The following is a 23,864-nucleotide window of genomic DNA, read 5'->3' as shown; positions in this document are numbered from 1 at the left end:
GATGAGCAAGCAATCCAACATCATTGCCCTGGCAGACCGTCTGCTCGAACTAATGCGTGAATACTACCTGTTGGCGGTTGACAAGGAGTACCCTGGAAAGCGCGGCGAACCGGCAAGCGAGGAGCAGATAGCGAAAACAGAAAGTATTCTGGGGCGTCAATTGCCGGCGGACTTTCGGATGTTTCTGTCCAAATACAATGGATGGTCAAGGTTTGAAGGCGCGGGAAAGATCCTGTCCACAGAGGATCACGGTACCCCGTGGGAAGCGGATATCATTGAAAGCTGGACGAGCATTTGGGAGTCGGACGACGATGACCCGTTCAAATCAGATCATTTGCTGGTCGTGGCCGGCGACGGCCTTCCCTATTTCATTGTTCTCATTCCGAACAAGGAAGACCCTAACGGAGATCCAGTCTTTGTCGAATATGAGTACATGAATATAAATGCAACGTTTAAGACGTTTGAAGCGTACTTGACATATAGAATAGGGGTGACGGAGTCATCTATCGACGAGAAACGCAATGGTCGCGAGGAGGATTGATCGATCGTTCAGCTTCCGCCACCACTGCAGAAGGTCTTTTACCACGATGGCGTTGAGCCAGCGATCTGTAAGGTTTTGCTCGACCTAACTGTTTATCTGACAGGACCCAGCGTCGCGGAACTCGATCATCTTGTTGCTGTGTTTCTTTCCCTTGCGCCGAAGGGATCGGTTCGTATGTACAAGCTCGCCGAGCTCGCGGACTGGAGGCGCACGGATCAACCGGAAACGACAGCCAGCGTAAAGGTCGCGCTGGCCGGAGGTCGTTGGCTCCCCTACCTGGAACCGGCGCGCAAGCGCATACGCGAAGGGCGAGGGTTCGAGCTCAGGCTATGGGACGGGCGCGGAATCGAAGATCCGGCCGGAAGCTATAGTCTCTCTCTCTATGGAGTGCATTTCCGTGATCGTGGGGTTATGAGTTGCGCCCGCTTTCTGTTCCCCGTCGGCTTCGACGTCGAGAGGATGATCGAGGCTTCACGCGATATCGCTGCCCGGGTTCGATTCAAGTCAGGCCACGGGGGGCTGACGTTCGCATACAACCCGACCTACAAGGCGGTTGCGTTTGAAGAGATCTACTATCGGGCCCGGAGGTTCTGGTGCATCGATGTCGAAGATCTCGAGGCGACATTGGCGGCACGCTCGCGCGGACTAAAGACGGTCAGCTGGATTACAATGCTCGGGAGCGCACTCGACCTGCACCCCGAACTGTCGCAGCGGCTGAAGGAATACTCCCTAAAGAGCCGCCTCGAGCTTACCGATCATCCCAATGGGTCCGTCGCGGTGATTGGAACGGAGCCTGTGGTTGGAGACGTCAATCGGCCAGGCAACATTCCGGACGAATATTTTCAGGCCTCTCGCATCCTTGAGCCAGCCCTCATTCAGGATCATCCGGATTTTTACACCGACTTTTTTTCTGACCCCAACACGATGAAGTGGATTAGACGCTTCGTTGATCCTGCCGGCTGGCGCTGATATCCAAGTCAAACCGACCTCAGCTTGGCCCCCCAAGCCTTCACTTTGTCCGCGAACGGCACGCGCGCAACATCATCGCCAAAATGCTCTGCGAAGGCTGGCCCGACATGGCTTGGGTCGGTCGTAAACAAATCCGCTTCGCGCGCCTCGGGGAGTAGATCCAAAAGCGCGGCGCCAGCCGCTACCGAAAGCGCTGGTTTACGCATCTGGTGGATCAACCAGTGCAGGATGGTCCGGTCGCCGAGCATGCCTGATCCGCGCACGGCGATGGCAGCGGTTTCGGGGTTCTTCAGCAGGCCCCCCATCCAGGCGCGGACGTCCTGCTCCGGCCCGGCCTTGACGACGGCGCGGAGTGCGGCCAGCGCGTGGGGTCCGCCGAGGACTGCAACCTTACGGAGCTCTTTGCCGGCGAGATCGCCGGAGCCGAATTTGGCCAGCGACCAGGCGGCCCAGAAGCGCGCGTTCTCCTCCTGATCGGAGAGCGCGTTCCGCAACTCGTGAGCCAGATCGGCACGCTTCAATTTGCCGGCAAGCCGCAGGCTGGTGGCCCGAACGCGCGCATCCGGATCGCGCACGAGGCGCGCCAGCATCTGTTTCGGGTCGACGCCATGCCCAAGGCAGGCCGATACGCCGAGAAATCGCTTGAAGGCATCCGGCGCCCCGATCCAGTCCCGCACCAGCAGGGCGATCGTCCCAGGTCGGTGCCATGCCAGCGCGCCGACCAATCCACGAGCGTCGTCCTGGCTTTGACGGCCGAACTCGACCGCGTCGGCCACGCGGCGACTGTCGTTCTGCTCGATCGCCATCCATCCATAGAGAAACAATTCGCCCTTTTCGGGAAAATCCTCATACGCTGCGGTGACGAACGGCCAGGCGGCCGGTCCAGCAATACGCAGTCCATCCAGATTGGCTTCCAAGCGCCGGTCGACGCCGGCGACGACATCAAGGTCCGGCGGATCATCTTCCATCAGCGTGTCGCGCTGGGACCAGAAGAACGCGGCCTGCTCGGCATGCTGCCTGACGACATCCGGTACTATTCGGCGCTGCTCCGGCGCGCCTTCTGGTTTCGGTTTTCCGGTTGCCGCCAACATCAGTTGAGATCGATCGAACCGCCTCGGATACGATTGGCGGCGCTCGCGTGGCTCGTGACGTAGGTGCCGCGAATAATGATGCGACCATCTTTTTCCATCAGGATCGTCGCCTTGCCGCAACGCAGTTCGATGCGCTCTTCCCCGATGATGCGAACGCCCTCGCCGTCGCGCACGATTTGCGGCGCAGCGATCTTGCGTGCCGGCTCGACGACGCGGCCGACGATAAGCGGCTTGGCGGGATCGCCCTCCTGAAAGAGCAAGGCCACCTCGGAGCCGATCATGTCGGATGTGAGCGCAGTCAAGCTGCGCGCCGGCAAGGCTGTCTCCTCCGGATTGCCGGGGAACACCACGAGCGGCGACGCTGCGTCGTCGAAACCGAGAAAGATGCCGATCACCACACCGTCAATGCGTTCGCGAACGTCGCTCATCGCTGCACCTCAATTCTCGCTGATCTTCGAGCCCTTCATAGTGATGTCGCTCGATGCCTTGATGCTTATCTGGCCCGACCCCTTGACCGAGATGTCCTTGCCCTCGATAGCGATCGTGCCATCCTTCTTCATCATGATCTTGGCCGAGCCCGTTTTGATGAGGATTTCATCTCCGGCATCGATGACCAGCTTCTTGCCGATTTTGATCGTCCCGTTGCCGGTGACCGAAATGGCACTGTCTTTGCCAACGGAAAGCGAATGCGCGCCGGCTACGGATGTCGAATCGTCCCTGCCGACCGAAGCGGTACGTGCGCCCCCGACGGTCGAGCCTTGGTTCTTCGCTATGCTCTCCGTGTGGCTGCCGCCTATGGACACGTTCTGGTTGGAAGCGATCTGCCAGCTGTCGCTAGCTCCTATGCTGTGATCCTGCGCCGTTCCCACGCTCACCGATCGCGACGCGCCGATCGTGTTCGTCTGTGATGCGCCGACCGTTCGCGCTTCAGCCGCCCCTACCGTATCGACACGCGCCGCGCCCACCGTAACCGTCTGCACCAGCCCAACCGTCTGCGAATGGTTGGCGTCGATGTTTTCGGTCGAATTCGCAACGACATGAATCGTCTCGTTGGCTATAACCGTCAGCGAGCGGTTCGCACCCACCGTCTCGGTGTCGTTCGAGCCGATGTTGGTCGTCTGGTCGACGCCGACCTTGACCGTCTTGTTGTTGCCGACGTCCTCGTCGAGGTTGTGGCCGACGGAGTGCTTGGCGTCGTGGTCGATACGGTCGGACTGGTCGTGCTGCACGAGCTTGGTGCGGTCGTGCTTGATCAGAAGGTTGTGGTCCTTCTGCGCCTGGAAATTGACCAGTTCGGAGCCGGCCTTATCCTCGAACATCAGTTCGTTGTAGCCGCCGCCGCCTTTGGAGGAATCCGATTTCCAGCCGGACTGCGTGGCGCTGCCCGGCAGCCCGTAAGGTGGCATCTGGGAGGCGTTGTAGACCCGGCCGGTGATGATCGGCAGGTCCGGGTCTCCCTCAATGAAATCGACGATCACCTCCTGGCCGATGCGCGGTATCTGGATGAACCCCCAGCCGCTACCGGCCCAGGTCTGCGATACGCGCACGAAGCAGGAACTGTTCTCATCCTTCTTGCCCAGACGGTCCCAATGGAACTGGACCTTCACGCGGGCATATTTGTCGGTGAATATTTCCTCGCCGGACGGACCGACCACGGTCGCGGTCTGGGGTCCGCGCATGATTGGCCGCGGCGTGATCCGTGGCGGGCGATAGGCCACGGCGGTCGGCGCCACGCCGAGGATCACCTGGAAGTTCTCGCTGTCGACGTCGGCATGGGGCCTGTAACCCGGGTCGAACAGCCTGTATTCGGCGCTCACCACCAGATATTCCTGGTTCTGGTCGTCACGCGGAAAGCCGTCCAGCTTGAACGTGCAGCCCGAATAGAGGCCGCGCACGGTGCCGACAGCGGCGATGCGCTGGTGCACGGCCTGGATTTCCTCGCGCCGGATCGCGGCCAGGCTGTCGCCCCGGCCCACTTCGAGATGCGCACCGGGCTGGCGGTAGTTCTCGCCGGCGGCCAGCTTGTGGCTGAACGGCTGGGCCGACTTGGCCATGAGGTCGGCGCCCGGCTTTTTGAAATCATAGTCGGTATGGGCATAAGCGCCGGGGCGCACCGAACTGCCCGGTATCCACGCGGTGATGTACTCGACATCACGCCGGGAACCTTGACCTTGAAAGTTGTAGAGCACTTTCTCGTAGCCCGGCGCAGGCTTCAGCTTGCTCATGGCGTCAGCCAAGACAAGCGTGTGCTTGCCGTCATCGTGCTCGAAGAAATATAAGATGCCCTCATGCTCGAGCAGCCGCTGGACGAAGTCCAAATCGGTCTCATCGTACTGCACGCAGTATTCGCGCGGGGGATAGGACCCCTGGAGGCGCAGATCGAATTCCGCCGCGCTGTATTTCTTGAAGATGTCCTTGACGATGTCGACGACGCTCTTGTTCTGGAAGATCCGGCAATCGCTGGTGTTGCCGACAAACCAGAGCCACGGCCTGATGACTGCCTCATAGTAGGCCAGCCGATCCTCAATCCCGGTGAGCCGAAACTCGGATACAATGCCACTGAACCAGCGCTTCGGATCGGATTCACCTTCGATCGAGACCGGGCCACCCAGCATCTTCAGCGGATCGATATTGGAGTCGGTGCTCACGAACCCGACCGTGTAGGCAAAACAACGGCTGATCTCATCGCGCCCGACAAGATGCGTGAAAGTCAACAACTCGGAGCCAACCGGTGTCTGGACAACCGTGGCACGTTCGTTCGGCATGGTCGTGCCCCTCCTGGACGCGGCCGCCGGTGTGGAGGATTTAAAGGTCCCGCAACCCGTTGAGGAACTTCTTTTGGACCCGCCGCACCAGACTGTGTTGAGACTAGCACATGTTGTCCTGCTGACCAAAGGGCCGCATGGTCATTGGAGCTTGCCCCCTCGATTCATCATCCCGAAACGCTGCTGTCCCGTTGTGCGCGCAAACTGCTACAATGGCGCAATATCGGTAACCGATCGACGGCGATCCAGGATGTACATCAGCCTGCAAATCAACAATGCCGACGCCCTACCCGCTGGCAATTCGACCCGCTACGCGGCGCGCGATCGTGGTTTCGAAATCGGCCGGGAGGCCTGTGACTGGACATTACCGGACCCTGACAAGTTCATCTCCGGCCGGCACTGCGAGGTTCGATACGAGTCAGGCGCGTTTTGGTTGCATGATGTCTCGCGCAACGGGACCTATATCAACGGGTCAAACCAGCGCATGACCGGCACGCACCGGCTGGATCACGGCGACCGGGTGCTGATCGGCCGCTATGTCATCTTCGTATCCATCGACGATGAGGGCGCCGCGACAGGCCATCCAAGCCACGGTTCGACGCAACGAGACAGGCCCGTCGCGACGGATAAGCCGTTCGAATTCGCCGATGAGCCAATCGTCACTCCGGCTGACCAAAGGCTCGAGCAGCGCGTTCCTGGATCGCCGCCCTCGTCGCGACCTGCGCCTCTCCCTTCGACCAGGGACGACGTGCTGCGGGAAATTGCTATAGGAGCCGGTATCTCGTCGGAATTGCTTCAATCACGCGACCGCCATGAAGTCGCGGCCGAAATCGGCGTGGTGCTGCGGGCGGTGGTCGAGGAACTGAGCGTGCTGCTGAAAGCGCGCGCGGCCGCGAAAATGCTGGCCAAGAGCCCACAACGGACGATGATCAGCGCCGCCGACAACAATCCGCTGAAGTTCGTCCCAGGAACCGACGACATCCTTGAAATCATGTTCGCCCGTCGCCGGGCCGGCTATCTTGATGCTAGGCGCAGTATTGAAGACGCATTCCGTGATCTCAAGACGCACGAACTTGCCACCTATGCCGCAATGCAAGCCGCGCTCTCCCGGCTACTTGACGACCTGTCGCCTGAGGCGATCGGCAGGAAAATCCCCCCTACCTCGTTTGCGTCGAAGAAGAACCAGGCCTGGGACGCCTATGTCGCGACGTGGCGGACCATGGAGGAAGCACACGAAAACGGCATGCTGGACATATTCCTGGCCTATTTCAGTGAGGCCTACGCCAAAGCCGCAAAGCAAAAATAGACTGCTGCAACGCAGCCGTGGTGCGGTCGTCGGCGAAGAAAGTGGCTTCCGTGTAAGACGTCGGTTCCAATCGACGAATTCTGAGATTACAGTCACATACGACAGTTCGCCAATCGGGTAAGGTTGATTAACCTGGGGTCTGCGGCAAATGTCATGTTACAGCGGGATAGCGTCTGTTAACCCCCCTTGCTGCGGACACAGCCCTGGACAGCAGCGTCTGAATTTCCTTTGTCCGTTCACAATCCACCTTGCGACCCTCTGGCGCCGCCTGCGGGACGGTGGGCGATGAGCTCGAAGGACGATCCTTTCGGCCCGGCGGGCAAGACCGTCATTCGCGCCACTCCAAGGCGCGAGCCGAAACCGGCGCCGGCCCCTCCGGAGCCCGTCGCAGATGGCGGGCTGTCCTCCCGGATGAAGGAATCAACGGTGTTCGATCCCGGCATCGGCCTGCGCAATGCGCCGGGCTGGACATCTGGGACCGTGATTGGTCAAGGCGCTCCGTCCGGCGCGGCAGAACTCGGCGCTTCCGCGGCAGTGCCGACGCCGGCCATCCGGCAGGAGACCCTGGTCGGTGCCACGGCCAATGTCAGTTATTCCGCCGCAAACCCGATCCTTGCAGCCGCCGCACCATTGCTGATGCTGCTCGGCCAGCTCAGGCTTGTCCCGGTGAAGAGGCAAGCGGGGCTGCTGGCTGACCATGTCGCCGAAGCGATTGAGAAGTTCGACAGAACGCTGGCGAAATCAGGGGTTGCCGAAGAAGATGCCCGGATTGCAAAATTTGCCCTGTGTGAAACCGTCGACGATCTCATCGGCAACCTACCCTGGCCACAAAACGATGCCTGGGCGCGGCACAGCATGCTGTCGCAGTTCTTTCACACCGCGTCTGCTGGAACAGGCTTCTATGAAGCACTCAACAAGATCCTGGCCGATCCCGAGAAGCACTACGATCTGCTCGAACTGATGCATGCCTGCCTGTCGCTGGGTTTTGAGGGCCAGTATCGAGGGCTGACGCGAGAAGAAAACAACCTCGAACGCGTTCGACGCGACGTCTACGAGACGCTGCGCTACTTCAGAGCGCGCGCCGGTGAGGACATCTCGCCGCGCTGGCAGGGTCTGGCGGCGACGATGGCGCAGCCGTCGGCCCGTCTGCCGCTCTGGGTCCTTGCGGCAGCGGCGTCGGCGCTGTTGACGGCGACATTCTTCGCGTTGCGGGTCTTCATCACCGATGCAGGCGAGGCCACCGCCGGCACACTGCTGGCACTCAATCCCTCCACACCAGTCGCCATCGAACGAGCTAGCGTCGCGCCATTGGCTGAGCCGGTGAAAGTCACCCCATCCGCGGCGACAATCAAGCAGATCGATCGTATTCGCTCAGCACTGGCCAAGGACGTCGAAGGCGGTGGGCTGACCGTCGGCACGAAGGGCGACTTCATCGTGGTGGAAATCAACAATCTTCTGCTGTTCCAGTCCGGCAGGGCCGAGGCGAAGCCGGATTTCCAGCCCATTGCTGCGGATATCGCCGCAGCCTTGGAGCCCGAACCCGGTCCAATCCGGATTGTCGGCCACACGGACAATGTGAAGCCGCGAAGGTCGGGCCCCTTTAAATCCAACTACGACCTTTCCGTCGCCCGGGCGAAGGCTGTCGAATCGATGATGGCATGGAGATTCAGCGATTCCTCGCGGCTATCGGTGGATGGCAAGGGCGAGGACGAGCCGATCGCCGACAATGCGACGGCGGAAGGCCGCGCCAAGAACCGCCGTGTCGATGTGATGATCGCCAAGGAAGAGACATTATGAAGGCCCTCTGTTGGCAACGCCGATGAGGCTGTGGCTGCTGCGGATATTCAGCATGATGGCGTTGGCCGGTTTCGCCGCGGCTGTGTGGTTTGCGGGACCGTTGATCCGCTTCGCCGATGTCCGTCCTCTGGGACCTGCCTGGCTGCGCGCGACCATCATCGGTGTGATCGCCTCAATACTCGTTGTTTTTTATGGGCTGCGTTTTTGGCAAGCGAGAAGGGCGCAAAAAAAGCTCGAGACTGCCGTTGCACATAATGACGACCTCAGCGACGATTCGCGGGTGCTTCAAGCGCGCATGGATGAGGCCGTGGCTGCCCTCAAGCGATCTAGCGGCAAGCGCAACTTCCTCTATGAGATCCCCTGGTACGTCGTCATAGGCCCGCCCGGGGCGGGCAAGACGACGGCACTGGTCAATTCGGGTCTGAATTTTCCGCTTGCCGGTTCGGGGGATGCTCAGCCGGTGGCTGGCGTTGGAGGCACTCGCTCCTGCGACTGGTGGTTCACCGACCAGTCCGTGCTGATCGACACGGCCGGGCGCTACACGACGCAAGATTCCAACGCTGAACGCGACAACAAGAGCTGGCTCGCCTTCTTGTCGCTGCTCAAGAGATACCGCGCCAGGCAACCGATAAACGGTGTCATCCTGGCCATCAGCCTGGCCGATCTCATCAGCCTCGACGATCAGCAATTGGACGCGCACATCACCGAGATACGCAGCCGCCTGCGAGAAATCTACGAGACGCTGAAAATCCAGTTTCCAGTGTATCTGCTTTTCACCAAGGCTGATCTTGTTTCGGGGTTCATGGATTATTTCGGCGGCTTCGATGAGCCGCGCAGACGCAAAGTATGGGGAGCCACATTCCAGACCGCAGAGCGCGACAGGAACATGTCCGGCCAGGCCCCCGCCGAATTCGATGCGCTGGCAAATCGACTGGCGGAGGAGATGACTGACCGCCTCCAGGAAGAAACCGATCCGGTCACGCGCATCGCCATCTTTGGCTTCCCGGCACAGTTCGGCGCCCTCAAGGTCCGAATTGGGAAGTTTGTAGCCGGTCTGTTCGACCCGGTGCGCACCCAGGTCAATGTCAGCCTGCGCGGGTTCTATTTTTCGTCAGGCACGCAAGAAGGAACGCCGATCGATCAGGTGCTGGGCGCCATTGGTCGCGATTTCGGCAGCAACTCCCGACCTCATCTCTCCGGAACCGGCAAAAGCTTCTTTCTGCACGATCTGCTGACGGACGTGATTTTTGCCGAATCCGGTTGGGTTTCATCCGACAGATCAGCTGACCGGCGGGCGGCGATCGTCAGATATTGCGGGCTTGCCGCAATTGCTTTGACCGCAACCGCCATATTGGGGGCGCTGGCCGTGAGCTTCGCGGGCAACCGCTCGCTCATCGCCTCCACGGCTCAGGCCGTGGCCCAATATCGCGAAACAGCTGATACGCTGCTCAAAGCGACGACGGTGACCGATGTCGACCTGGAAAACGTCATCGGCCCGCTCGACCAATTGCGCGACCTGCCGGCCGGGTTCGATTCCGGCGGCTTGCCGACACCGGTCAGAGAGACATTCGGCCTCAGTCAGCGGGAGAGACTTCTTTCGGCATCCGAAACGGCTTATCGGCAAGCGCTGGAACGCATGTTCCGCTCGCGCCTGCTCATTCAGGCGGAGCGTACGATCCAAGCCAAGATGGGCGATCCCGTCGCACTCTACGAACCTTTGAAAATCTACTTGATGCTTGGCGGCCAGGCACCGAAGGTCGATGACGCGCTGATCGTTTCCTGGATGAAGCAGGATTGGGAACAGAACCGATACCCAGGCGAAAACAACCGAGAAGGACGCGGCCACCTCGAAAAGCATCTGCGCGCAATGCTTGCATTGGACGACGCCTATGATCCCATTTTCGAACTGAACCAGCCGCTTGTTGAAGCCGCCCAACGCTCTCTCGGTCGCATGAGCCTTGCCGATCGGGCGACCGCTTTGATCCGGTCGGCAGCATACGCGGCCGCGCTGGATGACTTTTCCGTTTCCTTCAAAGGTGGCCCGGAAGCGCAGCTGCTGTTCGAGCGTACCGACGGCAGTGATGTGTCGGGCCTTCGCGTTCCCGGGATCTACACCTATGCCGGCTTCAACAAGTTCTACCTTGCCCAGCTGTCGCGCCTTGCGCAGATGCTTGTCGACGAACAATGGGTCCTCGGTGGCGGCGGCGAACAGGGCGACATCGATCAGCAATTGCTCGAGCTCGGGCCCGAACTTCTCGATCGCTACGGGAAGGAGTTCGCCGCAGCGTGGAACAGCGTTCTCGACCAGTTGAAATTCAGGACGATGCTGGCAGACAAGCCGCACTACATAGCCCTTTCAGCCGCTGCTTCCCCTACCTCGCCAATAAAGCAGCTGTTTGCGGCGATCGCCAATGAAACGGCTCTGACGCATGATCCAGGTGACAGTCCGGGCGCCGAGGCCGAAGCAGGCACGGCTCCAAACCAGCAACGGAGCGCCGTTGATTTAGCCAAGGGCCTGGCCCGCATCGGCATACACATCGCCAAAGGCAAATCGCAAGGTCGCGCCGGCACAAGGTCCGCTGACGCACAAAACCTGAGTCCGGGCGCGAACATTGAAGCGCGGTTCAGATCCTTCCAGACCTTGGTAAACGGCCCTGCCGGACACCGCCCAATCGATGCACTGACCCAGAACTTCAGCGATATCTATCAAAGCCTGCGACTGGCGGCCGACGTGCCTTCGCAGATGGAGCGCGTCAATAGCAATTTGCAGCTGCAAGTAGCCACCCTTCGCGCCAATGTCTCGCGTCTGCCCAAGCAGCTCGGCCGGATGGTCAACGCGACGGCAGATGAGTTTGAAAGCAACGTCGCCGAAACCTCGGTGGCAAACTTGAACCAGGTACTTGACCAGGCGGTCACAGTACCCTGTGAGGCAGTGATCAACGGTCGTTACCCCTTCGACGGCAACGGCACGCAGGATATCGCGGTGGAGGATTTCGCGAAACTGTTCGCCCCGGGCGGGCTGATGGACCGGTTCTTCGCACAATATCTTGCGTCGCTGATAGACATGACCGGCCAGGACTGGAGTTGGAAACAGGATGCGCGCTTTGGACGTGACCTGTCGAAATCGACCTTGAAGGATTTCCAGCTCGCCGCGGAAATCCGCAATGCCTTTTTTCCATCGGGCGGTTCAGTGCCCTCCGTCAGCATCACCTTCACACCCTACTCCCTGCATGGCGATGCCGACACGGCGATACTCGATGTCGACGGTCAGACTATCCAGAGCAACCAAACGGGCAACGGACCAGGCACGGTGGCCTGGCCGATCGGGACAGCTTCGGGATCCGCCAGTCTAAACCTGACGCCGGAAATGCCAGGCCGCGATTCAGCCATCCAGTTCGAAGGGCCGTGGGCCCTGAAGCGGCTTCTGGACAAGGCTGCCATCACCGGCAATGACGGAAGCCAGCAGGCCCGCTTCGTGATCGGCGGCCGCGACGTCACCTATACGATCCAGGCAGGTTCGGGCACCAACCCCTTCTTGCTCCCTGCCCTTTCCGGGTTCACCTGTCCCAAGGCGTTTTGAGACGGGGAGGTTGGATAGCAAGCCGCCGAAGCGCAAAACCAGACGCAAACATATTTTAGTTTTCGATACTTTAATGGCTGAGCCTATGGCAAAGTGGCGTGAGCGCGCGCCCGAAGGTGCGCCGCGGAGGACGCTGAAGAAGCGTTTGGTGGCAAATTGAACAATGTCGCCCTTCCCATTGAAAGCTTCGGCGTCAGCCACAGAGGCTGCGTGCGGGAGCTCAACGAAGACAACTACCTGGTCGAGCCCCAAACTGGCCTGTGGGCGGTTGCCGACGGAATGGGTGGGCACGACGCCGGAGAGGTCGCTTCAGCCAGTATCGTCGACCACCTTGCAACGATCGGGATTGCAAGCTCCGCACCTGATCTTCGGGCGCGCTTCGAGGACAGGCTGAGCAGGGCCAATGCCGAGATCCGCGGCATATCCGAATCGCGCGGCATAACAATCGGCTCCACATTTGCTGCACTACTGGTCATGGACGGGCGGTTTGCCTGCCTCTGGGCTGGTGACAGCCGCGTCTATCTGATCCGCGACGCCGAGATCTCGCAGATCTCGAAAGATCATACCGAAGTGCAGGAGCTCCTCGACACAGGCATGCTCACCGAAGCCGAAGCGCTCACCTGGCCGCGCCGCAATGTCATTACCCAGGCGGTCGGCGTCAACGACGAGGTTGTCATCGATTTCCAGCAAGGCGAAATCCTGCCGGGTGACGTTTTTGTGTTGAGCACGGATGGCCTGACGGCGCATGTCACCGATGCCGAAATCAAGGCAGCGACCGTGTCCGCAACAGCTCAGGCGGCCTGCGAAAACCTGCTGGAAATGGTTCTGGCGCGTGGCGGGACTGACAATGTGACCGTCGTGCTTGTGAAGATCGGCGGCGGGCACGTTAGACAATCGCCTCGTCCGGATCTGTCCAAAGCGGAGGGGCGACGCTGATGAGCGAGGACGACAAGACGCGGATATCGCCCGGCGCAGCCAACACCGTCGTGGGGACGCAACTCAGCGGCATCTATGAACTTGACGAGCGGATCGCATTCGGCGGCATGGGCGAGGTCTACCGGGGCCACAACATCCAGACCGGCGACCATGTCGCCATCAAGATCGTTTTGCCAGAGTTCGCCCGCGACCAAACGATCTTGTCCTTGTTTCGCAAAGAAGCCACTATCCTCAATCACCTCTCGCATGATGCGGTCGTCCGCTATCACGTCTTCACGATCGATCCGGGCATCGGTCGGCCCTACCTCGCCATGGAATTCGTCGACGGCGCATCGCTGTTCGACATCATGCGGCGTGGGGCGATGCCGACGGCAGAGGTACGCAAGCTCTGCCACCGCCTCGCGTCCGGTCTAAGCGCTGTGCACCAGGCCGGAGCAATACACCGCGACCTCTCGCCAGATAACATCATCCTGCCGGGAGACCGGGTTGACCGTGCAAAGATCATCGATTTCGGTATCGCACGCTCGGCGACCGTGGGCGGAGAGACCCTGATCGGCGGAAAGTTCGCGGGAAAGTACAACTACGTTTCACCCGAGCAACTCGGGCTCTACGGCGGCGACGTCAGTGAGCAGTCCGACATCTACAGCCTGGGGCTGGTGCTGGTCGCCGCTTTGCGCGGCAAGCCGATCGATATGAGCGGCTCGCAGTTCGAAGTCATCGAAAAGCGCCGGACTGTGCCCGATCTTTCCGATATCGACGACGATTTTCGCGGCATAGTCGAAGCCATGCTGCAACCGGATCCGCGGGACCGGCCGGTCAGCATGGCGGAAGTCGCCAGAATGACCCGTGACGACGACGAGGCGACAATGCGGCCGCCTTCCGTCACGCTCCGCGAACAGCCGGGGCTGAAGCGCACAGGGCAAGGCTCTGCTCCGGAAAGCAAGAATGAGGCCCGGCCGCCGAAAGTCGAGCGACATGACAATGTGCCCGCGACGGGTTCAGGCGGGCAGCGCTTTGTCGAGCATATGCGGCCCCCGCTTTTGTCTGGGCCGCGAGGTCCGGCCGTCCTCGCCTCGGGGGCGGGGACGGCTGATGTGCCTAGCCGATCCACAAAGACCCGAACCATTACGCTCGCCGCCTTGGCGACGCTGGCTGTCGCCTCTGGAGGCGGCCTCTATCTGAACGGCATCATGTCGCCCGCGACGCCGACCGTGGGCACGACGTCGCTTTCCGCTGCTGAGCCAGCAAGGCCCGCGCCCGAAACGCCGAAGCCCGCTCCGACGCACACTGTCGGTAACACCCCGACGCCGCCAAAGGCTGTTCCGTCCGCGCAGCCGAAAACGCAGGCCTCCACACGACCGGCTGAGGACCTGCCTGATGCTGTGGCAGCGCAAAAGCCGCCGGCGGCCAAGCCCGTCGACGTCCCCTTGCGGACCGAGGTCCCGCCAAAGCCACCCGCGACGGACGCGCAGCCGCCCGAAAAGGCATCGCCGCCGATCCGATCCGATGCGATGGCCCCCGATAGGCAAACGCCGGTGTCGCCGTCAGAGGCGACCGCCCCAACCCTGCCACCAGCCGAAGCAGTCCAAACACCACCGCCGCCTCAGCCAGAGATTGTCGAGGCCAAAACGCCCGAGCTACGGACGAATCCGCTGGCGGCACCCCCAACACCGAAACCCAAATCCAATGCCGCCCCACCGGTCATCGCCAACGCCGACAGCCAAAATTCTGGGTTGCCGAAAATCAAACAGCCGGACCAACCCGTCGTGGCGTTGAACGTCCCCAAACCAGCGATGCCCGCCAGCGTCGACGATATCGCGCAACGAACTGCCTGGGTTCGCCACTTCGGCGGCGGTGACTGTTTTTATGCTGCCGTGACGTCTGCTAGCGACAAAGCCGCCGCGATCGAAGGATTTGGCACGGCGGTCCAGCCATTCGAGCGCATGCTCGCCGACTTCCAGGCAAAATTCCATGTCGAACCGGACATCAGCGTCCGTCTCATTGAGCCAAGCCAATGCGAGGTAACCAATTTTCTGCGCTTTCTTGGGCAGACTGGGAGCGCCCAGCCGAAGCTTGTTCTTGACCGGACATCTGTGCCGAACGGCACGCCAATCAGCGGCACATTGGTGACGCGTGGCGGGCTCATTTCCAGCGTCCTGCTGATCGATCACAAAGGCATGGTTTTCAATCTCGACGACCGCGTCGTCGCAGAATCGGACAAGGCGACCTTCAGGATCCCGATTGGTCTCGGCGCCTCCGACAAGGCTGCTGGAAAATCCGTGCCGCAGATAATACTCGTCATCACTGGCCCTCAGGACATTCAGGCGGCTTCGTTCTCCAATCCGACGCCGGCTTCGGAGCTGTTGCCGAAAATCCTCGAGGAAATCGAAACCGACGGATCTCAGTTCTCAGCCACTGCCAAATATTTTCGGCTCGGCGGATAGCATGGGCGCCGATGGAACGCCGCTGCTCGTGTTTGTCCCACTTGTCTGCCGCCCTGCCTGGAAAGCAGGATGATCCGGTGCGGGCCTTATCTGCCCTGACCCGGCGCATCAGGCTGGCAGTCATCTTGGGCGCCGCACTGCTGGCCGTGCTGTCGTCCAGCCAAGCGCGAGCCGAGTTCACGGTCTGCAATCAGACACTCGATGTCGTCAATCTCGCCGTCGGCCAGAAAGTCGATGATGCGGACCAGACCGACGGCTGGTGGACCATTGGAGCAAATCAATGCGTGAACGTCATCCGCGAGGAGCTGACCAACCGCTACGTCTACATCTATGCAACGGACGTGTTTGGTCACGCCATCCTCACAGGATCGACCGAAATGTGCATCGATCGGCGACGTTTCTCGATCCGTGGCATTGACGAATGCTGGCAGCGCGGCCACATCGCCGCGCAATTTCTCGAAGTCGATACGCTCGAACAAGTACGGTGGACGTTCTTCCTGACCGGAAGCAATCCGTGACGCACCATCTCGACACGAGCTTCAGGCAGAAGAAGCAGGCGCGCGCCGCCCTTCGCCGGCGCACGCTATGGCGCAGGCTCACGGCGGGTATGGTCCTGGCTTTGCTGCTTTCCGTTGCCGCCGGTTTCTACCTTACAGCCGACTATTGGTCATTCGGCGACGAAGACGAGGAGTTGCACGCCGTCGAGGGAGCGGACGATGTGCCGGCCGACGCATCCATCTACGTGCCCGCCATTATCGACCTGGCGGGGGACCCGATGTGGATAACCCTTGCGCCAGATGCCGGGGCCGCAACGAAGGGCAGAGTGCTCCCGCGCCCCGCAGAACTCGAACAGGCCGGCGTTTCGCCCCAGATCGAAGTCCTGTCCGACGTCATGCTGAGCGCCAGCGAAAAATTCATGACGACAATACCGTCGACGCAGGAGGATTTCGCATTCTTCCAGGCACAACGGAACACGCCTGACGCGCCATCCAGCGATCTGCAGAACGATCTTCAGCCGTCGCCTGCCACGAGCAATCTTGAGGCCAGTTCCAATCAAAAGGCGGATGCCGACGATCCCGAAGCGGGCTGGGGTGAGACGATCGATGCAGGCGATGCAGCCCTACCGACATTCCAGAAGACCCAGATCGAAAACAATACGAGCGTGGCGACCGTCACGAACGAGTATCAGCGGTTCGAGGCGACTGAAGACACGTTCGTGAAGGTCCTCAACGATCGCACTCTGGATAGCGTAGCCTTGGACGCGCATTTCTCCGCAGACGATGCCAAGCTGGCAGGAGAGGCCCTCAAGGCAGTCTTCAACCGGGACGGTCTGGAAGCGGGCTACGTCGTTGCCATGCGCGGGTTCAGGCCGACGCGCGAGACGACAACAATGTCCCTGATGCAGGTTTCGATCTACGCCAAGAACGTGTTTGTCGGCACGCTCACGCGTGACGCCGCAGGCGCATTCGTCTCGGGGGTTGATCCTTGGGTCCGCGAAGATCTGTTCAACTATTCGGGCGCACAGGAAGAAGGCACCCACAAACGACAGTACCGTCTGCTCGACGCCATCTATTCGACAGCAGCCCGCAACAGTGTTCCGACCAGTGTGATCGGCGAGGCGATCATGTATCTGTCGCGAGGACAGGATCTGGACGCCTTTGCAAGTGAGGATCAGCGTCTGGTGCTGATCTATTCGCAGACGCCACGCGACAAGAACGAGGAGGCGGGGCGGGTGCTTTATGTGGGCGTCCAGGGGAGCGAAAATAGCCTCGACTGTTTCGTCTTCCAGCAAAGCGACGGCCAGTTTGCGTGCGTGACGGGTGATGATCAGGTTCGCTCGCTGACGGTCACCAATGGCATGGTCAGCCCGGTCAATGGTGTCATGACCTCCACCTTCGGGCCACGCAAGCACCCCATCCTTGGGACCGTGCGCATCCACAAGGGCGTCGACTGGGCGGCGCCCGTGGGCACACCGATCGCAGCCGCCTTCGATGGCGAGATCACCTTCCAGGGCGATGGGGGAAGCTATGGCAATCTGGTCAAGATTTCGCACGAAAACGGCCGTGAGACGCGTTATGCCCATATGCAGAAATTTGCAATCGAAGGCGGCGCCGGCACCAAGGTGAAGGCCGGCGACATCATCGGCTATATCGGCACCACCGGGCTTTCGACCGGACCTCATTTGCATTTCGAACTTTATCAAAATGGCGAGGCAATCGACCCCTTGGGCACGGTTACCGCTGTCGCCTCAGACGACTCCGCCGTCGAAACGCTCACCGAGCGCATCGTTCATGTCGAGAGTGGCGGCAGTGCTCGCGCCAAGAATCCTAATTCTTCTGCAACCGGCGCTGGCCAGTTCATAACGAAGACGTGGATCAGGATGATGAATACCTACCGCCCGGAGCTTGCCCGTTCCCTTTCGACCGCCGACCTGCTCGCTCTGCGCTACGACGCCACGATCTCGCGAGAGATGGTGCGCAATCTGGCGCGCGAAGGCGAGGCCTACCTTCGCCAGCGCGGTCACCAGATCACGGCGGGCCGACTCTATCTTTGTCATTTCCTTGGAATGGAAGGCGCACATCAGGTGCTGTCGGCAGCAGGATCGGCGCAACTGAGCGCTGTGCTGGGATCGGCCGTCATCCAGGCCAACCCCTTTCTCACCGGCAAGACAGCCAGTTATGTGGTGGACTGGGCCGAAAGAAAAATGGGCCAGAAGCTGAGCCGTCTGGCCACCAACGTCAGCTCGCAAACCACCACCACCGAAATCCGTCAGACATCGCCGGAGTTCGAAAAGTACAAGCACGCCATTTCGGGCCTCATAGGCTCGATCCAGGCTACGCTCTGAGCATCCCGTCGCGGCCTAAGTCTCTCACACCGAGACTGTTGTCGCCTACGGCCGCCGCGCAGTTTGGAACGGCTATTGTGTCTTTATCCGCATTTCCACGCGGCGGTTCGCAGGATCGTACGGGTTGGCGTTGCGCGGGTTGTTTTCGCCCATGCCCACGGCATTGATGCGCGCGGGCTCAATACCGCTGGCCGTCAGGAAGGCCGCTACCGATTTCGCTCTTCGTTGTGACAAGCCTTGGTTGTAGTGCACCGTGCCGGTGGCGTCGGTGTAGCCTTCGACCACGAAGCTGAAAGTGCTCAGCCGGTTGTCCTTCAACGCCTTGGCGAACTCTTGGAGCTCAGCTCGAGCAGTCGCGTCGAGCTCGGCGGAGTCCAACCCGAAATTGATCAGCATGTCGAGGTTGGATTTGCCTCCTTCTTGCGCATCTGGCGTCCTCTTGCTTTTGCACTCCTCTTCGGAGCCAACACAAATTCCTCGAGACTTGCCAAGGTTAGCTGCACCGGCAAAAAACTTCACGATGTCTTCTGATTTCCGAGCCGGGTCGGCGCTGGCATGGGTCGAGAAACACACGACCGCCAACACAAAGACTGAACGTTTCCACAGCATAGCGCTCCTCCTGTTTGAGTATCCGATTTCGAGCATCCGATTTTAATTGACCGGCAGCATACCAAATTCCAGCGCGATTGTCTGTCGCCAACGTCGGAGGCGAAATCGGCTCGACTGTTTTTTAACGCGGCACGGCTTGAGACTTGACCCGCGCCGCGCCGGAGGCTTGAGTGGCCAAAGCTCCTGGATGAAAGCGTGGCGTTCATGGTCAATGGGCTCCGATTCAAAACGGCACGGGACCTTTTCACGGCGTGTCCCGCGATTGGCAAGGAGATGCGGACTCCACCAACCGAACAGCCCTCGCTCGCGTTTTGCCGTGACCTCCTCGCCGGGGGTATTCCCGAGGAAGCGATTACATTTTGCGCCTACCTGCTTCCCGAGCGGGCTGCGGTCTGGTGGGCCCACGAATGCCTCAGCCACCTAAGCGACCGGTTCGATCAGGCCGATCACGAGTTGCTCGCCCTTGTTCGGGACTGGGTGGGCGAACCGGACAGCCCCCGCCATCGAGCAGATCTCATAGCGGCGGCGGCGAGGCCGCCAACAACCCCCGTCGGCTGGATTGCCTTGGCTGCGGGATCGCATGAAGACGGTGCTGAAATGGACGCGACGTCGGTATCGGCCCTGCAACCATTTCCTCTTGCCCATGCGATCAGTGCCGGAATTCTCACCGGCCTCGCACGTGTCGCGCTCGCCGACCGTTTTTCCGTGCTGTCGGCGTTCGTCGAAATGGGCATCCAGATGGCCGAGATCGAGGCACTGCACCAATCAGCGGACGCTTATTAGAGCATTCGCCAAGACAGAAATTTGGCCGGATGCCATCCCGCCCCGCCTACTTGCAGCCACCTTGAGCCCACTTGGCGAGCGCCACCTTGAAACGTGTCCCAAGCGGATGCTGCAAGCGCAGAACGGAGACGTCGTTGGTGGCGAAATTCTTCGCCTGATCACACAGCCGCGTCTCGTTCCAATCGTGGCAGCCGCTGCAATGCTTGCCTTTCCATACCGAATTGTCGAGGCCCTCCACCGGACTAAAGCGTGGCTCGCCCTTTATGAGTTCCGCAATACTTTTCCCATCGATTTCGGGATCACCGAAATTGATCGGACGGTCGAAAAAGATGGGGTCGTCAGAGGCAAGCTTTGGGATTTTCTGACGGAGAATATTGAGTGCAAGTTCGCTCTCGTCAGCGGAGCCCGCCGGATTGGCCGTGGCGTTGCGCATATCCGAGCCGCCTTCCGGGGCACTCGCCTCGCCCACAATCAGCGGCGCGTTGAGATCGACCTTGTGCAGGACAACCTCAGTGGTCAGCGAGACATTGCTCCAAGGGCGCTGTTTGCCGCCGGTTGTCCTGAAGACATCGGCGGTAACACGGTTCATTGCCTCGCTGATGGACACATTCGTTTCGCCCATATGCGCAAGCAGCGCCGAGGTGAACGGCGAATGTTCGCTCGATCCGTCATAGGCGACCTGATTTGGGCTGGTGGCGAATGCGACAAGCGTGCCGGCGCCACCATTCTCAATCGGGATTTCTGCAAGGCCGCTTTTTGCTCCCTTGACGCCGGCGGTTTTTGCCAACACCTCGGCAAGGGGATTGTCACGACAGGCATCGAGAAAAATCAGCCTTATGCTGGTCTCACGCGACATCTGCCGCAAAATAAAATCCACAGGCACCGCCTCGAAGTCGAGCGAGGTCTCGTCCTCCAGCGCGGCATCGACCGGAAGAAGGTAATTGCTGCCTGAGACCTGCAAGCCATGGCCCGCATAGAAGAAAAGCGCGATGTCTGCCCCGCGCACTTGCTTTGCGAACTGCGCTATTGTCGTCTGGGTCTGCAACTTGGTCAGATCGAAGCCGGAAACGACCTCAAAACCAAGATCTTTCAGGCTTTCGGCCATGGCTTTTGCGTCGCGCACCGGATTGGTGAGTGCCGGGGCATGCTGATACTGGGAGTTGCCAAGCACCAGCGCTGTACGGCGTTCGGCATTGGCTGCCGTCAAGGTGAAAAGCAGCGCAACCGCCGCGAGCCCGATTGCGCGAACAAGGCCACTGCGACGGGCGATTAGATCGAAACCCACCGGGACAACAAATCCTTCCTCAGTTGACGAGCTTGGTGGCGGAAAACTCGATGCGCCGATTGAGCGCCTTGTTCTTCGGCGTGTCGTTGGCTGCGACTGGGCGCTCCTCGCCGTAGCCTGTCGCCGTAATCTGCGTGCGCGGAATGCCCGCCCCAACAATGGCGTCGGCCACTGCCTGGGCCCTGCGCTCCGACAAACGCTTGTTCTCTGCAACCGGTCCATCGGCATCGGTATGTCCGGAAACTTCGACCTTTAGGCCTGGGCATTTGCTGACGACACCGACGACCTCCGCAAGGAGCGGCCGGCTTTGGGTATCGAGCCGCGCGCTCGCGGGGCGAAAATAGATCGCCCCGGTGCGGGACAGCACCGCAAACCTGTTGAGGCATTCCTCATCGCTGAAGTTGGTCTTCGCCGCGTCGGTCGCCACAGGCCCGACCTCAGTGTTTGCCGCAACGGTCTGGGCGAGGGCTGGCTTGCTGCCGTCAGCGGTGAAAACAAAGTCGAACGACACCGACGCGGTAGGAACAATATTGGTCACATTGGCCGCCTGTTGGAGCTTGTCGACATTGGGCAATAGACCAAAGTCCTCCACATGCACCGCGACAGGGGCCTCCGAGGCGACCGAGACCATGTTGTCGCTGACCATGGTCACCACGACATTGGCCTCAAGATCCTTGTCGACCCCATGCATGTTGAGACGGAATGGGAGAACTGCCTTCATACGTCGCTTGGTGGGGAGGTCGGCAAATGCCGCCGGATCCACTTTCGCTGTCAGTTCGGCGGTTGGAAACCTGAAGGTCTCAAAGAAAAGGAACCGCATCCGGACGTTGCGCAGGTCGACCCCCGTATCGACTGAGTTGAGGTCGAAGGTGACCTTGGCGTCTCCGTCCGAAGTAAGGCTGCCCGAAATATTCCTGATCTTGTTGGTTTCGACGATCGTGTTCTTCTTGACCGACTGATAGGTGAGGACCGAAGCAGTCGGATCGAGCGTCCAGTTTGTCTGCGCGTTCGCGGTTCCCAGTCCGGACAAAATGGCCGCGGACAGCACAATGGTCAAACCGAGCGCCTTTGTGGCGCGCCAGCTTGGCCGTGCTTTCGACCAAAATCCGAGGATTTCGAACATGGAACCCCCTGCCCGCCGAACCCGACTGGCGTAGCGACGTCCGATCATGCGGCGTCCACAGACACAATAGAACACTTGCTCTCGGTTGGCGAGTATCCCGATTGATATGCTTGGCCAGTCTGTGGCCCGGTCACAGTGATCGCCTAATCCGCTTTGTTGGCTGCTCCCTATCGGGGCAGCGCAAGAGGCATGTTGTCCTCCTCACTCCAATCACCGAGCGCATACAGATCCCTTTTCCCTATCCTTGACAGGTTTCTTGGTATAAATTGGTGACCTTCGCCGGCATGGGGGCAGGCGCTCAGGCCCGATTGTGGCCTGCGTTGTGGTGCGGTTGGAAGGTTGCTGGACCAAGATTGAGGCAGGCTGGAGCGAGCATGCTGACATGACCCACTGCAACAGACTTCAGTTTCGTGTCCCACTGTTTCTGCTTTTCCTGCTTCTTGGCTCGGCTGGCGCTCGCGCCGCGGTTGAGCAGACCCCCTCGCCGCAGCCGCCCAACCGGTTGGCGATCGTCATCGGCAATTCGAACTATCAAAGCAGCCGACTTGAGCATCTGCCCAATGCTGTGAACGACGCCACAAGGCTATCAGAGAGCTTGAAGCGGCTAAATTTCGAAGTCCTGACGGGCACCGATCTTTCGAGCGAAGGATTTTCCAAGCTCCTTCGAGAAGCCGATGCAAGGCTGCCGACGGTCAGCGCAGTTTTGATTTTCTACGCCGGTCACGGCGTGCAGTTAAACGGCGAAAACTACCTGCTCCCGGTCGATACGCCCGATCCTGAAAGCCTGGAAAAACTGACCGCCGCCGCCATCAAGCTGAATGATGTGATCGCAAGATTCGGGCGCCGCGACCGCCAGACGTTCATATTCCTGGACGCGTGCCGCAACAATCCGCTCGGCGCCGGGTCCGGCAATGGTCTGGCGCAAGTTGAAGTCGGCGAAAACACGTTCGTTGCCTTTGCCACTCAGCCCGGCAATGTCACGGCCGATGGCGGCGGCGAAAACAGCCCGTTCACCGTTGCTCTGCTGAAGAATCTCGAGATCCCCGGGCTCAGCATTTCGGACATGATGATCCGCGTGCGCAACGAGACCGAAGCGCTGACGGTCGGCCGTCAAGTGCCGTGGGATCAATCGAACCTGCGCGAGCAGTTCTACTTCACGGAGCAACAGGTACTCGATCCAGCACAGTTGAGCGCAAGCCTTTCACGTATCCTGGCAGACCCCACAGCAAAGAAGAGATTGCAGGTCGAACTTGCCTCCAATGACCTGCAAACCGCCGTGCTTATCGTTGGACAGACGTTGCGCTCGGTCGAGATTTCGGCACCGTCAGCCGTCTTGCCGGAGCCGGTTGGCACTCAGGTCGCCAATCTGTCTCCAACCGAAAGAGTTGAAGACGCCCGCCGAAGTGTCGTCTCTGGTCTCGAAACCCTTATCGTGGGGGCATCCGCGGGCGAGCCGGACAAGGACAAGACGGGCGATCTGGCGCGCAATATTCAGACGGAACTTCGTCGCCTGGGTTGCTACCGGATGCAGGTCGATGGGGATTGGGGCAAGGGCTCAGTCCGTGCTCTCACCGACTACTACAGAAATACCAAGCAGGTCGTAACGACGGCAGAGCCGAGCGTCGGACTGCTCGGCGATCTCTTTCTGCGCTCGGGCAGGATTTGCAAGCAGCCGGTCATCGTGAAGCCCAAGCCGGCTAAAGTAGCCTCGGACGCCGTCACCGCGCGTCCCAGTCCCGGGGGCAAGACTGCGAAACGCTCGCAGACCGCCCCGAGACGCCCCGCGCCCC

The 23,864-nt window shown here is 60.3% G+C and carries 17 protein-coding genes; 11 read left to right on the top strand and 6 right to left on the bottom strand.

Features of this window, described 5'->3' with window-relative positions:
• Position 1: 1 nt before the first annotated feature.
• Both FJ964_RS25095 and FJ964_RS25090 read left to right on the top strand, forming a co-directional pair.
• On the top strand, positions 2-541 hold the full coding sequence (locus FJ964_RS25095) for an SMI1/KNR4 family protein (protein ID WP_181172616.1): 540 nt from the start codon (positions 2-4) through the stop codon (positions 539-541).
• 174 nt (positions 542-715) lie between these two features.
• Entirely contained in the window at positions 716-1,510 is a 795-nt protein-coding gene (locus FJ964_RS25090) for a type VI immunity family protein (RefSeq protein ID WP_140552886.1), read from the top strand.
• 8 nt (positions 1,511-1,518) lie between these two features.
• On the opposite strand, the gene FJ964_RS25085 is transcribed toward FJ964_RS25090, so the two are convergent.
• Genes FJ964_RS25085 through tssI form a run of 3 tightly spaced genes read right to left on the bottom strand, consistent with a single transcriptional unit; the run spans position 1,519 to position 5,366 of the window.
• Positions 1,519-2,601 (bottom strand): HEAT repeat domain-containing protein, encoded by a 1,083-nt coding sequence (locus FJ964_RS25085; protein ID WP_224713263.1) that lies wholly within the window; start codon positions 2,599-2,601, stop codon positions 1,519-1,521.
• Complete coding sequence (locus FJ964_RS25080; RefSeq protein ID WP_140552885.1) at positions 2,601-3,029, bottom strand: DUF6484 domain-containing protein; 429 nt, start codon at positions 3,027-3,029, stop codon at positions 2,601-2,603. Before FJ964_RS25080 ends, FJ964_RS25085 begins: the two co-directional genes overlap by 1 nt.
• Positions 3,030-3,038: 9 nt before the next feature.
• Positions 3,039-5,366, bottom strand: a complete 2,328-nt coding sequence (tssI, locus tag FJ964_RS25075) for a type VI secretion system tip protein TssI/VgrG (RefSeq protein ID WP_140552884.1) — start codon at positions 5,364-5,366, stop codon at positions 3,039-3,041.
• A gap of 250 nt (positions 5,367-5,616) precedes the next feature.
• On the opposite strand from tssI, the gene tagH reads away from it, so the two are divergent.
• The 7 genes from tagH to FJ964_RS25040 all read left to right on the top strand — a co-directional run bounded on the left by tagH (position 5,617) and on the right by FJ964_RS25040 (position 18,274).
• Positions 5,617-6,672, top strand: a complete 1,056-nt coding sequence (tagH, locus tag FJ964_RS25070) for a type VI secretion system-associated FHA domain protein TagH (protein ID WP_140552883.1) — start codon at positions 5,617-5,619, stop codon at positions 6,670-6,672.
• A 285-nt stretch (positions 6,673-6,957) separates the two neighbouring features.
• Complete coding sequence (gene tssL, locus FJ964_RS25065) at positions 6,958-8,469, top strand: type VI secretion system protein TssL, long form (RefSeq protein WP_140552882.1); 1,512 nt, start codon at positions 6,958-6,960, stop codon at positions 8,467-8,469.
• A 22-nt stretch (positions 8,470-8,491) separates the two neighbouring features.
• Positions 8,492-12,049: a type VI secretion system membrane subunit TssM gene (gene tssM, locus FJ964_RS25060; RefSeq protein ID WP_140552881.1), complete on the top strand. Its 3,558-nt coding sequence runs from the start codon at positions 8,492-8,494 to the stop codon at positions 12,047-12,049.
• 156 nt (positions 12,050-12,205) lie between these two features.
• Complete coding sequence (locus tag FJ964_RS25055) at positions 12,206-12,985, top strand: protein phosphatase 2C domain-containing protein (RefSeq protein WP_140552880.1); 780 nt, start codon at positions 12,206-12,208, stop codon at positions 12,983-12,985.
• The gene (locus tag FJ964_RS25050) at positions 12,985-15,429 is read left to right on the top strand and encodes a serine/threonine-protein kinase (RefSeq protein WP_140552879.1); all 2,445 of its coding nucleotides are present in this window, start codon (positions 12,985-12,987) and stop codon (positions 15,427-15,429) included. The genes FJ964_RS25055 and FJ964_RS25050 overlap by 1 nt, the downstream gene beginning before the upstream one ends.
• Before the next feature lie 11 nt (positions 15,430-15,440).
• Positions 15,441-15,947, top strand: a complete 507-nt coding sequence (locus tag FJ964_RS25045; RefSeq protein ID WP_224628628.1) for a DUF1036 domain-containing protein — start codon at positions 15,441-15,443, stop codon at positions 15,945-15,947.
• Positions 15,944-18,274 carry a M23 family metallopeptidase gene (locus FJ964_RS25040; protein WP_140552878.1) on the top strand — a complete coding sequence of 777 codons (2,331 nt, stop codon included), beginning with the start codon at positions 15,944-15,946 and terminating at the stop codon, positions 18,272-18,274. The genes FJ964_RS25045 and FJ964_RS25040 overlap by 4 nt, the downstream gene beginning before the upstream one ends.
• A 72-nt stretch (positions 18,275-18,346) precedes the next feature.
• On the opposite strand, the gene FJ964_RS25035 is transcribed toward FJ964_RS25040, so the two are convergent.
• Positions 18,347-18,883: an OmpA family protein gene (locus tag FJ964_RS25035; RefSeq protein WP_140552877.1), complete on the bottom strand. Its 537-nt coding sequence runs from the start codon at positions 18,881-18,883 to the stop codon at positions 18,347-18,349.
• 204 nt (positions 18,884-19,087) lie between these two features.
• Between FJ964_RS25035 and FJ964_RS25030 the strand changes: the two genes are divergently transcribed.
• Entirely contained in the window at positions 19,088-19,666 is a 579-nt protein-coding gene (locus tag FJ964_RS25030) for a hypothetical protein (RefSeq protein WP_140552977.1), read from the top strand.
• A gap of 46 nt (positions 19,667-19,712) precedes the next feature.
• Here the strand turns inward: FJ964_RS25030 and FJ964_RS25025 are convergent, their stop codons facing one another.
• Both FJ964_RS25025 and FJ964_RS25020 read right to left on the bottom strand, forming a co-directional pair.
• Positions 19,713-20,951, bottom strand: a complete 1,239-nt coding sequence (locus tag FJ964_RS25025) for a caspase domain-containing protein (RefSeq protein WP_140552876.1) — start codon at positions 20,949-20,951, stop codon at positions 19,713-19,715.
• A 19-nt stretch (positions 20,952-20,970) separates the two neighbouring features.
• Complete coding sequence (locus FJ964_RS25020; protein WP_140552875.1) at positions 20,971-22,074, bottom strand: OmpA family protein; 1,104 nt, start codon at positions 22,072-22,074, stop codon at positions 20,971-20,973.
• 382 nt (positions 22,075-22,456) lie between these two features.
• On the opposite strand from FJ964_RS25020, the gene FJ964_RS25015 reads away from it, so the two are divergent.
• Positions 22,457-23,864, top strand: a 1,408-nt coding sequence (locus FJ964_RS25015; protein WP_140552874.1) for a caspase family protein, incomplete at its 3' end; no start/stop codon positions are given.

The organism is Mesorhizobium sp. B2-3-2, assembly GCF_006442295.1.
Classification (GTDB): domain Bacteria; phylum Pseudomonadota; class Alphaproteobacteria; order Rhizobiales; family Rhizobiaceae; genus Mesorhizobium.
The sequence above is the reverse complement of the archived record's forward strand: the minus strand, read 5'-3'. Positions and strand labels throughout refer to the sequence as shown.

What these genes read in the sequence shown, in the direction of transcription:
- FJ964_RS25095 (WP_181172616.1), top strand. Translation starts at nt 2, where the DNA reads ATGAGCAAGCAATCCAACATCATTGCCCTGGCAGACCGTCTGCTCGAA.
- FJ964_RS25090 (WP_140552886.1), top strand. Translation starts at nt 716, where the DNA reads ATGTACAAGCTCGCCGAGCTCGCGGACTGGAGGCGCACGGATCAACCG.
- FJ964_RS25085 (WP_224713263.1), bottom strand. Translation starts at nt 2,601, where the DNA reads ATGTTGGCGGCAACCGGAAAACCGAAACCAGAAGGCGCGCCGGAGCAG.
- FJ964_RS25080 (WP_140552885.1), bottom strand. Translation starts at nt 3,029, where the DNA reads ATGAGCGACGTTCGCGAACGCATTGACGGTGTGGTGATCGGCATCTTT.
- tssI (WP_140552884.1), bottom strand. Translation starts at nt 5,366, where the DNA reads ATGCCGAACGAACGTGCCACGGTTGTCCAGACACCGGTTGGCTCCGAG.
- tagH (WP_140552883.1), top strand. Translation starts at nt 5,617, where the DNA reads ATGTACATCAGCCTGCAAATCAACAATGCCGACGCCCTACCCGCTGGC.
- tssL (WP_140552882.1), top strand. Translation starts at nt 6,958, where the DNA reads ATGAGCTCGAAGGACGATCCTTTCGGCCCGGCGGGCAAGACCGTCATT.
- tssM (WP_140552881.1), top strand. Translation starts at nt 8,492, where the DNA reads ATGAGGCTGTGGCTGCTGCGGATATTCAGCATGATGGCGTTGGCCGGT.
- FJ964_RS25050 (WP_140552879.1), top strand. Translation starts at nt 12,985, where the DNA reads ATGAGCGAGGACGACAAGACGCGGATATCGCCCGGCGCAGCCAACACC.
- FJ964_RS25045 (WP_224628628.1), top strand. Translation starts at nt 15,441, where the DNA reads ATGGAACGCCGCTGCTCGTGTTTGTCCCACTTGTCTGCCGCCCTGCCT.
- FJ964_RS25035 (WP_140552877.1), bottom strand. Translation starts at nt 18,883, where the DNA reads ATGCTGTGGAAACGTTCAGTCTTTGTGTTGGCGGTCGTGTGTTTCTCG.
- FJ964_RS25030 (WP_140552977.1), top strand. Translation starts at nt 19,088, where the DNA reads ATGGTCAATGGGCTCCGATTCAAAACGGCACGGGACCTTTTCACGGCG.
- FJ964_RS25020 (WP_140552875.1), bottom strand. Translation starts at nt 22,074, where the DNA reads ATGTTCGAAATCCTCGGATTTTGGTCGAAAGCACGGCCAAGCTGGCGC.